Source organism: Bacillus sp. JJ1503, from assembly GCF_036965125.1.
GTDB lineage: Bacteria > Bacillota > Bacilli > Bacillales > Cytobacillaceae > Cytobacillus.
The window spans coordinates 1-13,058 of sequence record NZ_JBALOZ010000105.1 but is presented as its reverse complement, the minus strand read 5'-3'; the positions used below and the strand labels follow the sequence as shown (position 1 = coordinate 13,058).

Sequence of the window (13,058 nt, the reverse complement as noted above, 5' to 3'; positions counted from 1 at the left end):
AATAAGAAAAAAACGATAGGAGCGACAAAAATGGGTCTAGTGAAAGCATTTAATGATTGGAGAGCTGCAAGGTATGAAAACCATGTTGCCCAAATGAAAGACATGAACAAATGTCCTGAATGCTATGGAAGAGGCTTTATGCCTTATCCAGCGAATGAATTTGCCTTTTATGGCAATTTACTCGATTGTCCAGGCTGTAACGGCAGCGGCGATTACGGGGATTGGAATGAGTTAGTCTGACAAGGATTTAACATTAATCGAAAGTTCCTGCAATACAATGAGACAAAAACGATTGTCGTCTTGTAAAACTGCGCTTACGGACACCAGTTCCGTAATGTTTGATAAAGTTAGATAATCCCTACTGTTTGCGGACATATGGTCCGTTATTTTGTAAAAAAGCAGTAATTTCTTGTATATTTTCGTAATTAACGTACTTATGGTCCGCTTACGCCATAAATTAGGATCTTTTTTATGAGATTAATGGATCTATTGTCCGGATTTAATTAAATAGTAAAAAAATAACGCTCAAATCCGAGCGTTATTTTTTATTAATTTGTTATGCGATTTTTCTGTTAATTAAAATGTTAATTGAGATGTTTTTTTTGCATAATCGGAACGATCTATTACAAACTTACATATTATTCATCTGATTCTTCACTTTGTCTATTTGTTTGTGTTGGAAGTGTATCCCAGAAGCTTGTATCGGCTGATTCAATTGATCCGTCAGCGATTGCACGAACAGTTGAATCTAGTGTAGTAATCGTTTGTTTAATCAAATAGCCATTACTCTTTTGGCCAATCGCATAAGATTCAATATAATGATCAGACATGCCGCGCATTTCAAACAATAAAGTAGAAATATCATAATATGCAGCAATTCCATTACGTCCAATATTATTAGTCGAGCCTCCTGAATATTTTCCAAGGTGTCCCCAGCCTGTCGGTTGAATCGCATTAAATACAACTGATCCTAGCTTTTTTGACCCTTCTAACACTTCAGGTTTCACATTTGGACTAGTCGGATAAAGGATGGAACCAGAAACAAGCTGCCCTTCTGTTTCACTTAGCGTTCCTTGGTGATGCAGGTCAATCAAATAATCAATCTCGTATTTTTGAAGAACATTTTCATGCAAAGCCCTTGCTTCAGGCTCCATTTGACTAGGAGCTTTATCATGCTCTCGGTTTAAATCAATATAATTAGCATTGTAGCGTGTTAAATGTCGATCTCCATCTGCTAAATAATTTTCAAGTGAGAAATTAACATCTCCCATCGCTCCATCGGCATTTAACATCGGAATAATAAGAACGTTTACATTATCGAGCACACCCTTTGTCTTCCCTGTTCCCAGATGTTTAATAAATTCTAGAGCCCCTTCAGTTGTAAGCTGTTCATTTCCGTGCTGCTGAGTTAGAAATAAAATAGTCGGGTTTGCTGGATTCGAAATATATTTTGCCATGTAAATATCACGGCCTTTGACTGTTTGGCCAATTACCTCTAGCTCCATTGCCTGTTGCTTAGCATCCTGGGTTTTCAGATATTCAACTAAACTATCATATGTATGAAGAATTGATGTTTGAATTGAACCGTTCCCAGCACCTGGCCCATTCCCAACAGCTTGTACGGGCATGGAAACAGCTGTTACTGCTCCTAACGCCATTAAACTTGATAATGAAACAGAAAGTACCTTCTTTTTTAAGCTCATAAACGTTCCTCCCAATTCCTATTTGATGTTACACGCTCATTGTACGATTTGAGAGAAATTATGTTAATAGAGTGACTGACCTAATTGTTTGACAAAATAGGCTATATCAATTGTAGATATTTATCTTATAATAGGGAAAAAATGTATAAAATATATATATTATGGGGGATTTGTCGCTTATATAAATCCCCACTATCATTAAAATTTAGTGCAAAACACCTCTATTATTTATTTCTTCCTAAATAGCATTTGAAAGATGCTACTTCCGACAGAGCGAAATCTGAAAACAACGGAAGAATAATGTCGAAAAATCAGCCAAGCCGCTAGGATTTTAGGTCGAAAGTTGGAAGAAATTTGTTTTTTGTCTAAACCTGAAAAAGTCCCTCTACCTCTTTTCCTTCTCTTCCGTGAGTTGTTTCAGCTTGTGATAGAGAATTCCAAATCGCTTCCTCTGTGACCTCAGCAGCTGCAGTAAATATTTGGTTAAAGATTGGCAGGTCCTCTCTAATGAATCTTCCTGTATCATAATTCTCTTTGGAATAATGAGAAATTCTATTAGCAGTTGAAAAAGCAATAACAATATCCCCACTGCCATGGCCAAAATGGCTTCCAGTTCTACCAAGACCGATGCCGCACCGCTTTGCAACCCTCTCAAGCTGCCGATCACTTACTGGAATATTTGTTGCTAGCACGATGATGATCGATCCATCTGATGTTTTCGAAATACTATTACCATTAAGCTCTCCATGAGAAAACTTTTCCTTTGGAAACTCTTCTTTAGAGCCAAAATTTGTTAAAACCATGCACCCAATTATGTATTCCTTTTTTTCCAATTCATCATAAATCACTCTCGAGGAACTTCCAATCCCTCCTTTATATCCGAAGCAAACCATTCCCTTGCCAGCACCTATTGCTCCCTCTTGGGAAAGATTTGTTGTTGCCGATGTAATGGCTTCAATCGCATGACTAGATTGTACAGGGAATTTTCGAATGGAATTTAAGATTCCATCATTACATTCGCCTGTAACAATATTAATCGTTCCCGTTGTATCCCCAATCTCTGGGTTCATTTCAAGCATATATTCTAATGTCCCTTGGGTTACTGCTGGGACGCCAAATGTATTTGTTAACATAATAGGGGATTCTATAACACCTAGCTCATTCACTTGAATGAGTCCGGCCGTTTTCCCGTACCCATTAATAACATAGCTTGCAGCAACAACCTTTTCTTGAAAAAGATTACCGCCGTGTGGAAGAATCGCTGTCACTCCTGAGCACGCGTAATCCTCCCCATCCATTGGAAAATCAAGTGTTACATGACCTACTTTTACACCTTCTACATCTGTAATGCAATTTTTCTTGCCAGTTTTCAATGTACCTACTGTATATCCTCTTTCTCTAATTTTCTTGCCGGCTGATTTATACATGTCAATCCTCCATCAGTATTATTAAAGTCTACTCTTGTAAATCATAACAAAATCATTCCAAATTGTGCTATTATTTGAAACCAAACTTGCAGGAGCAATTGTTGCTACTCCTAAAAATCTATTCTATGATATTATTATTTAAACAAAATCTTATTCTACTTATAAAGGAGACTGACCCATGCCCTCTTTTGTACATGAGCGAAATGGTGTATTCCCATCTGTATGCCCACTCGATTGCCCGGATCAATGTGGACTTCTTCTACATAAAGAGGATGGAAAAATCGTAAAAGTGGACGGAGATCCTAATCATCCCGTTACGAAAGGGAATATTTGCAACAAAGTGCGTAACATGACTGCACGTATTAATGATGAAAACCGATTGAAATATCCGATGAAAAGAACGGGCCCGAAAGGCACAGAATCGTTTGAAAGAATTAGCTGGGAGGAAGCGATTAACACCATAACTTCACACTGGAAGGAACTCATCCAAACGGACGGACCTGAAAGTATACTTCCCTATAGCTTCTACGGAAATATGGGAAATTTAACTGCGGAAGGAATGGACCGCCGCTTTTTTCACAGGCTTGGTGCATCACAGCTAGACCGCACGATCTGTCAGTCGGCTGGGACAGTAGGCTATAAGTACACAATGGGCGGAAGTTTTGGAATCGATCCAGAGGAAACCATACATTCAAAGTTAATCATCTTTTGGGGCGTTAATGCCGTGAGCACAAATATGCATCAGGTCGCACTTGCACAAAAGGCTAGAAAAAATGGAGCAAAAATCGTTGTAATAGATGTTCATAAAAACCAAACTGGACGGCTTGCTGATTGGTTTATTCCAATTTTTCCAGGAACAGATTCTGCGTTAGCACTTGGAATCATGCATATTTTATTTGATGAAAATAGAGTAAATGAGGAATTTTTACAGGAGTTTACAGTCGGTCACCATGAACTCCGTGAGCATGTTAAGCAATATCATCCTACTGCAGTTTCTGAAATCACGGGTGTACCTATTGAGGATATTTATAAACTTGCACGTATGTACGGGGAAACCTCTCCATCTTATATTCGAATTGGAAATGGACTTCAACATCATGATAATGGCGGGATGGCCATCCGTACAATCGCCTGTCTGCCGGCTTTAACCGGACAATGGCTGGAAAAAGGCGGTGGCGCTATTAAGGGGAATTCTAGTTATTTAGCTCATAATTCCGAGGCTTTGCAACGTCCAGAACTATTGGAAAACAAAAACACACGGATAATCAACATGAACCAGCTTGGCCAGGCTCTCTTAGAGCTGGAGCCACGAGTTAAGTCCTTATATATTTATAGCTCTAATCCGGCTGTTGTTGCCCCTGAAGGTAATAAAGTTAGAAAAGGACTAGAGCGTGATGATTTATTTGTTGTTGTTCATGATTTATTTATGACAGAAACGGCAAAATACGCTGACATTGTGCTGCCAGCAACCTCATCCTTTGAAAATATGGACTTTTATAGCTCGTATTGGCACCATTTCATTCAATTGCAACAGCCCGTAATCGAGCCTCATGAAGAAGCAAAATCGAATGTTGATGTTTTCCGTTTGCTTGCGGATGGGATGGGCTATCATGAACAAGCCTTTAAAGATACGGAAGAGGACATGATCAGACAATCTTTAGATAATCCAACTAATCCTTATATTGATGCCATAAGTTTTGAGGGCTTAGTTGAACAGCAATATATGAAGGCAAATGTCAAACCATTATTTCCTGGAAAGCTATCAACACCAAGCGGAAAAATTGAACTTTATTCTGAACAAATGAAGCGAGAAGGGTATCCGGCTCTTCCAACCTATATACCAATTCATAAAGATGAAGATTCCCCATTTTTATTCGTTCCAGCGCCTAATCATAATTTCTTGAATTCAACTTTTTCCAATAATGAGAAGCATGTTTCCCTAGAAAAGGATCCTAAGCTTCATTTAAATCATGAGGATGCACATGAATTAGATATTGTAGATGGAGAGACTGTACGGGTTTGGAATAATCGCGGAGAATGTGAACTAAAGGCAGCTGTTGGAGATTTGGTCCTTCCGGGTGTGGTCGTTTCTCAAGGATTATGGGCAGATACCCCGGGTAAAAAACACCATGTAAACTCACTTACACCAGACCGGATTTCAGATATGGGCGGCGGAGCAACCTTTTTTTCCGGACGGGTGAAGGTGGAAAAGCTAAATGTATCAGATGGAATCAATAAATAATTTGTTCATAGATTTGAATAGTTATTACTAAAACGCTTGGAATTAGTTTCCAAGCGTTGCTTTTTTTAATCTGCACTTCGTTTATTCTCTATACATTTAGCGTGACGCTTTAGGCGGTTGGCACACGTCGCATTTGCGTTGGTGATTATTTTTAAACTTCGTAAATGTTTTTTCAAAATTGCTGCCACATGCACATTTAAATAATAACTTCTGAGAAAAACCGTGATATTCCGTTGCTAGCAACTTACTATCCGAATTTTTCTCAACAAATTCTTTAATTTTACCGATTGTCCATCGTTTATTCATGCTCTTACACCTCTCTATTTTACCCTTCCGGCATCCGTCCATATTGAGCAAAATCTGTAATTATCATAAGTTTCTCATTATAACATGATCTGTCACACTATTAAGCAGACGTAATATTGAATATCTTTCTATCCATTTAGTCCTGATTAAACCACAATGGATCTTTGTCATCAACATCACCGTTATAATTGATTAGAATCTCATCTCCTGCTTTAATATCTGTAAAAGCATAGAAGTCGAATGTATGATTTTCAAAATTAATCTCATAAATAGCATTGGGTTCATAAGAATGATTAAACAACATTCCATAACCAAGAAGGATCGCAGAATGATTTTTCCCATACTCAAAAGCGTAATCAGCGAGTAGGGTCTGCTCAATGTACTGATGCTGGTCGTTTGGATATGAAATGACAGGCGCTTCATGTAAAAGCTCTCCTTTTTTGATATCACATGTTGCAAATACCCCTCTATTGAATTCTCCATTACTTAGTGAAGATGTTTTTACCTCAATCATGTTGTTTTCCTTCTCACTTTTAAAATTTTTCTTTCTAACTGTAACATTAATTTGAACAATATGCTCTATTTATTTCGAAAAGAGTCTTTCCGATTTATCATAAGGATATGTACTCGCTAACTATTTCCATACCTTTGGTTATTTCCAAGTTCTTTGTCGTTTGTTGCGGAGTTATGGTTGGATCGTTCAAGACAAAATTATAGTATCACTCCTGAAAAATCCCCGCTCAGCACTTCCTTCTCATATTGATTTTTGCATAAAAAGGAAGCAGAGATACGAGTTCTATTATTCTGTTTTTCGAATTGCTCAATTGTTACTTCACAAATGATCGTATCTCCTGTAAAAACTGGTCTCAAAAACTCAAAATTCATCGTACGAGCGAGTACGTTGTTATCTCCGCCAATTTTTGTTGGTAATGTAGCAGTCAACAATCCTTGAACGACAAGCCTCCCTTGTTCATCAGGATGAATATGGTGATTCCCCTCATCCCCAGATATTTTTGTAAACAATTCCACATCTTCTTTTGTGAATTTCCGTTCAAATGTAATAATATCGCCTACTGTTAAAGACAATTCTTTTCTCCCCTTTTTATTTTCAATTATTTTAATAATTTGAGCGGACATTGAGTGCGCTATTTACGAAAAAACACAGGAAATTACTGCTTTTTTACAAAATTGCGGAACCTATGTCCACAAACATAAGGAATTAATTCATTTTTGCTCAAATAAAGGAACAGATGTCCGCCAAGTCTAGATAGAAATAAAATAGCGTCCCACCCTTTTAGTTATGACAGAAAATCTTGAGGTTTCCAATCTTTTGGCTTAATACCCTTATTCATCCATTCCTTTTGTGGCGGTTGATATGGGGCAGTGGCCATTAAATGATTGTTATGCCAGCTTGCTGCCCCGGAACGAATCATTTCATCGAGGAGAATTTGTATAAATTCCTCAGGCTGAAGCTGGAAAGTGTAACGTGCAAAGTCTTGGAACCAACCACAATTTAGAAGATACTGATCGATTTCTTCTTTTGCCAATCCGTTTTTAATGATTAGGGTGAATGAAAAAATCCTCTTGCAGGCATGCCATGAGATTTTTTCTGGTGCCTTTAGCCACTTTTCAAACCGTTCCCTTGCAAAATCAATGGCAGCATGAGGATTCTCCATTTGTGGTCCATGTCCTGAATATGCCTGTTTTATCTGGAGCTTGGACAGCCGATCCAGACTTTCGATAGATCGATGGATCGATGCAACACCCTCTCGAAAGATATTTAACCAGCCGATATCATTTTTGTGAAATAGATCCCCGGAAATTAATATTTTTTCTTCAGGATCATATAAAGAAATATGCCCTAACGTATGTCCCGGTGTGTGCAAGACTTTAAAAGTTCTACTTCCCGTATAAATTTCATCGTTATCTGAAAGTTTCCTATCTACTCGGTAAGGTTCTACAGGCTGATCTAACCATTCCGCACTACAGGCTTCAGGATCACAAGAATTAATAATTTCGGCATCCCATTTATGAGCAGCAATCTTCACATTGTAATTTTTTTGAAGATGAAAATTCCCACCTACATGGTCACTATGATAATGTGTGTTCACTATAAGGTGTAATTCTTCTGGTGAAACACCATGATCTTTTATTAGTTGCTCAGTTTCTTTCACATCACTCCCAAAACCAGTATCAATAAGAATCGGGAGCTGATCCTGAATTAGAACCATGTTTGCACTTGGAAATTTTCTTTCAAAAAAAATAATCCTAGATTTTTTCAAACGGTATCCCTCCTACACCATTATGGTTGAGCGTTCGCTCAATTTTATTATAAATAATTTACAGAATATTTAAAATAAAATTCATCCCGATAACTAATTTGTCACATCAATTAAATTAAAAAGGGCCTTCCCAGTTAAAGCAAAGCACCCTGTTACTTGAAATTTTTTTATGAATCGTACTAGCAAGACAACATTTTTTCAACTAAAAATGAGCAAAGACTCAACCCTTTAAACTTGTTTGTATGTTTACGATGATGAGTAATACTAATATTATATCTGTTGCACTAGATAGTTTAATAGTCTTCACAATCTTTGCACTTACAAAGAAAAAGGGCTGCCATAGCAACCATTTTCTACATTCATGTTTTGTTTAAATAGATAGAACCTTATTTTTTCGGCATTCTCGACAACTTAATAAAAACTCCTAACCCCGCTAAGAAAAACCCTAAACAAAATAAGCTAGCTGGACTCCCCCAAACTATTTCACCCATTTAAAAACCCTCCAACACTAATTTTAGGTATATTTTACCATGTTTATAATAAATTTTGAATATTTTTATTAATTTGTGAGAAAAATTTTTGGGAACCTTCTATGACGAAAAAGATAGCTTACGCAAATATTTTCTTTCAGGCTTGTTAAACTCACGTTAGTAAAAAAAGAGTCTCCACTTATTGTAGAAACGCATTTTTCTAGCTTAATAGAAACCTAGTATAGATACATATAAAAACAACAACTAGAACCCAACGTATGCTTGTTCAATATCCTTTAAATCGGTACATTTTCAAAATGTTCAACTATTGGAAATGGGTCGTAGAAATGATGTAATTGTTTTTTCCATTCTTGATACTCTTTTGATTGTCTAAATCCAATTGTATGATCAACTAAAGTTTCCCATTTCACAAGTAATAAATATTTCCCCTCAACTTCTATACATCGTTGTAATTGGTGGGATATGTACCCTTTCATTGATGAAATAATTTCTGATGCTTCACGAAATGCTTCTTCAAATTCCACTTCCATACCTATCTTAACTTGCAGCATTGCAGCTTCTAATATCATACAATTACCCCCATTTTACGATTATACCATCTGTGAATTTTCTCCTTTTGATCTCTTGGAACCATTCGTACAATATAAAATTTTTATATTTGAAAAAGACTTTTTAACCACTGTTCATCCCATTGGAAATAAATTCCATCATTTTCCTTTTGTAAAAATAAAGCTTTAGGGTAAGGTAAAGCAAGTTCAGGCATATTACTGGGACTAAAATATTGTAGTTCAGCAGTTTCGTTATCAATTGGACCTAATTCACCACTTTGAATAACGCAATCAAACATATAGCCGATATACTCCACTTGATGACCATTAGGATATTCGTAACGAAAGTCTTTCCCACCAAATACGCCTAATAACTTTTTTGGCACAACATATAATCCCGTTTCTTCCCATACTTCACGAACAACTGCTTCGGCAGGTGCTTCTCCAAGTTCAATTGCACCAGCAGGAAGACTCCACTTCTCGCCATTCCCTTTGTTTTGTAATAAAATTTCACCCAAATTGTTTCGAACAATTCCTGTTACACTTGGCATAAAAATAAGTTCATTACCGACTTTTTCTCGGAGGTTTTTATAATAATCCGACATTGCCATTTTTCTAACCACCTTGAAATATTAATTTCTATTTATATTCTCTCCGATATACAAAAACACCTGTTTTTCTTCAACTAAACTTCAATTATCTTAATAACTCCTGCAGAAAAGACGTTTATCCCACTTGGATCAAACACATAAATCTAGAATGAAGATTAATTTTTGATATGAAATGGAAATATTAAAAGACCAAACCCCTCGATTTGGTCTGAAAATTTTTTAAGAAACTTCTTTCTTACTCTTCTGCCGATTTTAATTCATCCTGTTTTTTCTTATTAATATTATGGATTACAAAAGTTCCTATGAAAGCTAAAATCAGAATTCCGAAAAAGATTAAATGGTGTAATTCAATTCCAAATACACTAGCAAACATTTTGGCTGATATAATTGCGATCAGAATAAATGCAGTGTTTTCTAATTCAGGTACTTTTTCAATTAGCACAAGAAAAACTTTAGCAACGGTCCGCATCATTAATATGCCAAGCATGCCCCCGATTAATAAAATCCATACTTCTTCCGAAACAGCAAAGGCAGCTAAAATACTGTCAGCAGAAAAGGCTAAGTCCATCAGTTCTACCGAAATAACCGTTGCCCAGAAGATTCCGATTGTGCGGACGAGCCAGCTTTCTTTTTTCATGCCACTTGTTTCTTCATCGTCTTCACCCATCCAGAAATGCTTAATGACAATCCAAGCTAGATAAGCAGCCCCCAGAACCTTTATCCACCAGAACTTAATTAACAGCATTCCAAGACCGATAAAAATGAATCGGAAAAAATAAGCACCGATTAATCCATAAGTTAAAGCTTTTCTTTGCTGCTCTTTAGGAAGATGCTTGACCATTACAGCTAAAACTAAGGCATTATCCGCAGATAATAAACCTTCTAGTATAACTAATGTACCTATATAGCCCCATGATACAGGATCAGACAATACTTTGGCCCACATTTCCCAATCAAAAAAAGAAGCATAGGTGTCTAATAAAAGATTAAGAATTTCCAAATGAAAGACTCCTTTAGATAACTACGAATACCTATATTTTTTACCGAAAATTATCACTTCCTTAGGATTCTCACTAATGGAATAAATATGCAAAATCTGCGATAGTCTTTTTCCCTTTTTCAATGAATAGAAGATATATAAAAATTTTTTGGACAGGAAAAGTGCAATATCGGAAACTTGTCCAGAAAAACCGAATGCTGCTATTTTAAAGGCTGAATACCGTTTCAAACTCTTGCTTTGGCAGTGGTTTGCTTATGTAATATCCTTGAATTTCATCACAACCGATCTTTTCTAATATATGAATGACTTCCTCCGTTTCTATCCCTTCAGCAACAACCTTTAGATTCAATTCATGTGCAAGAAGTGTAATAGCCTTTACAATAGCAATATCATCTGAATTCTTAGCCACTTCCTGTATGAACGTTCGATCAATTTTCAAGGAATGAATTGGAAATTTCCGTAAATAATTTAGTGACGAATACCCTTTGCCAAAATCATCAATGGCTACAGTCACACCCATTTTTCTCAATTCATTTAGGCATGAAATACATTCCTCTGCATGATCTATGAAACTATTTTCCGTAATTTCAATTTCAAGAAGATGTGGCGCAAGCTCCGTTTTATCTAGCACTTGCTTAATAACATGGTGAAAATTAGGCAGTCGGAAATGAAGAGGTGAAATATTAACTGAAACTTTAACTGGCTTGAAAAAAAGAGTTTCATTCCATTCCTTATTTTGCTTACAAGCCTTTTCCAACACCCATTTATCTAATTTATGAATAAATCCAGTTTCCTCTGCAGTAGGAATGAAATCATCAGGTGAGAGTTTTCCGAGATCAGGGTTATTCCAGCGTATTAAAGCCTCTATCCCATTAATTTCTTTCGAAACTAAGTTCATCTTTGGCTGAAAATAAAGTTCAAATTCATCATTCTCTATGGCATTTCGTAAATGATATTCAATTGATAACGCTTTCTCCTGTGAATGAGACATATCTTTTTCATAAATATTAAATGTATTTCGGCCTTTTGATTTCGCCCTATACATCGCTGCATCCGCATTTTTTAATAATGTCTCACAATCATCCCCATGGTCAGGGAAAATACTAATTCCAATACTGCATGAAGTGAAAATTTCCAAATTGTTTAATAGCATGATTGATTGATCAAAAATAGAAAGTATTTGATTTGCCGAATGTATTGCGCATTCATAATCATTAATTTTTGGATAGAGAATAATAAATTCATCTCCAGCAAAACGGTAAATTTGTGCTTTTTGGAAGAGAGCTTTTTTAAGCAAAAAGGAAACTTTTGTAATTAATTGATCTCCCACTGCATGACCGAAAGAATCATTTATTTGTTTAAATCGGTCAAGATCGAGATATAATAAAGCAATTCTTTCATTTCGACTTTGGGAAATTGAGATTAAGTGATTTAAATCATCGCTAAACTTTCGTCTATTAGGTAGACTAGATAGTATATCGTGATAGGCCATATATTCAACTTGCTGCTGGGCGTGATGCAGTTCAGTAATATCATTCATGCAGCCAAGAATTTCTTTAATCTCTCCATGCTCATAAATTGGCGTTAAATGAGTTAATATCTGTCTCCCGCGAAATGGATATTGATAAGTAACTTGGCGGCCTAAAAAGGCCTGATGATAATATTGAATTAGGTTTTCGGTTATCTCTTTAGGAAATATTTCATGTACCTTTTTATTCTTCATATTTCCGTTCTCTAAACCTAATTTATTTGCTAATTGCCCCTCATTGAGTGTATATACATAATGATCATGATCCTTAGCTACTTTAAAGATTAGATTATTCATCGAGGCAACAATTTGCTGATAATCATTTTGCAAGGCCGTTAATAGTTTTTCTTGCGCAAACTTCCCTTCTGAAATATCAGTACGTATGGCAATAAACATAGTCGTTTTACCAGAGAGGTCCTTTAATGGCACGATGGTTGTCTTTACCCAATAGAAAGACCCGTCTTTTGCTTTATTCTTCACCTCACCTTCCCACACTTCTCCTTTATTAATACTGGTCCACATATTTTTGAAAAATTGCTTATCGTGATGGCCTGAATTCAGAATACGATGATCCTTTCCGATTAACTCCTCACGGCTATATTTTGAAAGCTCACAGAATTTGTTGTTAGCATAAATAATTTCTCCCTTAATGTTCGTAACAGCTACGATTGCTGAAACATCAAGTGCGAATTTTAGATTAGAATAGTCTTCAAGGAAAGAGCTAATCTCCTGAATATCCTTTTCCATTCCTAAAAATGACTGATAATTTTTATGACCAATTTTAAATAACTCTTTCAACGAATTAATCCATGGCTGCACTTGATTTTCTTCAAACATTCCAGCCATTTTCACACCCCTTTAAAATGTAAAAATATTAATAATGTTACATAAATATAAATCCATTAAACTAAGTAATAAGA

At 36.1% G+C, this 13,058-nt stretch carries 12 protein-coding genes; 2 read left to right on the top strand and 10 right to left on the bottom strand.

Annotation, left to right across the window (positions count from 1 at the left end; all coding sequences use genetic code 11):
* The coding region (locus V7149_RS09565) for a hypothetical protein (RefSeq protein WP_335345406.1) at positions 1-240 on the top strand (240 nt) is incomplete at its 5' end.
* A gap of 398 nt (positions 241-638) precedes the next feature.
* Here V7149_RS09565 and V7149_RS09560 read toward each other — a convergent pair.
* On the bottom strand, positions 639-1,703 hold the full coding sequence (locus V7149_RS09560) for a M14 family zinc carboxypeptidase (protein ID WP_335345405.1): 1,065 nt from the start codon (positions 1,701-1,703) through the stop codon (positions 639-641).
* A 365-nt stretch (positions 1,704-2,068) separates the two neighbouring features.
* Positions 2,069-3,130: a DmpA family aminopeptidase gene (locus tag V7149_RS09555; protein WP_335345404.1), complete on the bottom strand. Its 1,062-nt coding sequence runs from the start codon at positions 3,128-3,130 to the stop codon at positions 2,069-2,071.
* A 178-nt stretch (positions 3,131-3,308) separates the two neighbouring features.
* Between V7149_RS09555 and V7149_RS09550 the strand changes: the two genes are divergently transcribed.
* A complete protein-coding gene (locus tag V7149_RS09550) occupies positions 3,309-5,372 on the top strand; it encodes a molybdopterin oxidoreductase family protein (protein ID WP_335345403.1) in 2,064 nt (687 codons plus the stop codon).
* 96 nt (positions 5,373-5,468) lie between these two features.
* Here V7149_RS09550 and V7149_RS09545 read toward each other — a convergent pair whose 3' ends face one another.
* The 8 genes from V7149_RS09545 to V7149_RS09510 all read right to left on the bottom strand — a co-directional run bounded on the left by V7149_RS09545 (position 5,469) and on the right by V7149_RS09510 (position 12,984).
* The gene (locus V7149_RS09545; RefSeq protein WP_335345402.1) at positions 5,469-5,678 is read right to left on the bottom strand and encodes a hypothetical protein; all 210 of its coding nucleotides are present in this window, start codon (positions 5,676-5,678) and stop codon (positions 5,469-5,471) included.
* A 136-nt stretch (positions 5,679-5,814) separates the two neighbouring features.
* Positions 5,815-6,192 (bottom strand): SET domain-containing protein, encoded by a 378-nt coding sequence (locus V7149_RS09540; RefSeq protein ID WP_335345401.1) that lies wholly within the window; start codon positions 6,190-6,192, stop codon positions 5,815-5,817.
* Positions 6,193-6,389: 197 nt separating this feature from the next.
* Positions 6,390-6,764, bottom strand: coding sequence for a hotdog domain-containing protein (locus V7149_RS09535; protein WP_335345400.1), 375 nt, complete (start codon positions 6,762-6,764; stop codon positions 6,390-6,392).
* Between the two features lie 212 nt (positions 6,765-6,976).
* Positions 6,977-7,960: an MBL fold metallo-hydrolase gene (locus V7149_RS09530; RefSeq protein WP_335345399.1), complete on the bottom strand. Its 984-nt coding sequence runs from the start codon at positions 7,958-7,960 to the stop codon at positions 6,977-6,979.
* Between the two features lie 766 nt (positions 7,961-8,726).
* Positions 8,727-9,020 carry an antibiotic biosynthesis monooxygenase family protein gene (locus V7149_RS09525; RefSeq protein ID WP_335345398.1) on the bottom strand — a complete coding sequence of 98 codons (294 nt, stop codon included), beginning with the start codon at positions 9,018-9,020 and terminating at the stop codon, positions 8,727-8,729.
* A gap of 83 nt (positions 9,021-9,103) precedes the next feature.
* Positions 9,104-9,610, bottom strand: a complete 507-nt coding sequence (locus tag V7149_RS09520) for an NUDIX hydrolase (RefSeq protein ID WP_335345397.1) — start codon at positions 9,608-9,610, stop codon at positions 9,104-9,106.
* A 235-nt stretch (positions 9,611-9,845) separates the two neighbouring features.
* Positions 9,846-10,610: a TerC family protein gene (locus tag V7149_RS09515; RefSeq protein ID WP_335345396.1), complete on the bottom strand. Its 765-nt coding sequence runs from the start codon at positions 10,608-10,610 to the stop codon at positions 9,846-9,848.
* A 205-nt stretch (positions 10,611-10,815) separates the two neighbouring features.
* Positions 10,816-12,984 carry a sensor domain-containing protein gene (locus V7149_RS09510; RefSeq protein WP_335345395.1) on the bottom strand — a complete coding sequence of 723 codons (2,169 nt, stop codon included), beginning with the start codon at positions 12,982-12,984 and terminating at the stop codon, positions 10,816-10,818.
* Between the last annotated feature and the right edge of the window lie 74 nt (positions 12,985-13,058).

What these genes read in the sequence shown, in the direction of transcription:
- V7149_RS09510 (WP_335345395.1), bottom strand. Translation starts at nt 12,984, where the DNA reads ATGGCTGGAATGTTTGAAGAAAATCAAGTGCAGCCATGGATTAATTCG.
- V7149_RS09540 (WP_335345401.1), bottom strand. Translation starts at nt 6,192, where the DNA reads ATGATTGAGGTAAAAACATCTTCACTAAGTAATGGAGAATTCAATAGA.
- V7149_RS09550 (WP_335345403.1), top strand. Translation starts at nt 3,309, where the DNA reads ATGCCCTCTTTTGTACATGAGCGAAATGGTGTATTCCCATCTGTATGC.
- V7149_RS09525 (WP_335345398.1), bottom strand. Translation starts at nt 9,020, where the DNA reads ATGATATTAGAAGCTGCAATGCTGCAAGTTAAGATAGGTATGGAAGTG.
- V7149_RS09545 (WP_335345402.1), bottom strand. Translation starts at nt 5,678, where the DNA reads ATGAATAAACGATGGACAATCGGTAAAATTAAAGAATTTGTTGAGAAA.
- V7149_RS09555 (WP_335345404.1), bottom strand. Translation starts at nt 3,130, where the DNA reads ATGTATAAATCAGCCGGCAAGAAAATTAGAGAAAGAGGATATACAGTA.
- V7149_RS09560 (WP_335345405.1), bottom strand. Translation starts at nt 1,703, where the DNA reads ATGAGCTTAAAAAAGAAGGTACTTTCTGTTTCATTATCAAGTTTAATG.
- V7149_RS09520 (WP_335345397.1), bottom strand. Translation starts at nt 9,610, where the DNA reads ATGGCAATGTCGGATTATTATAAAAACCTCCGAGAAAAAGTCGGTAAT.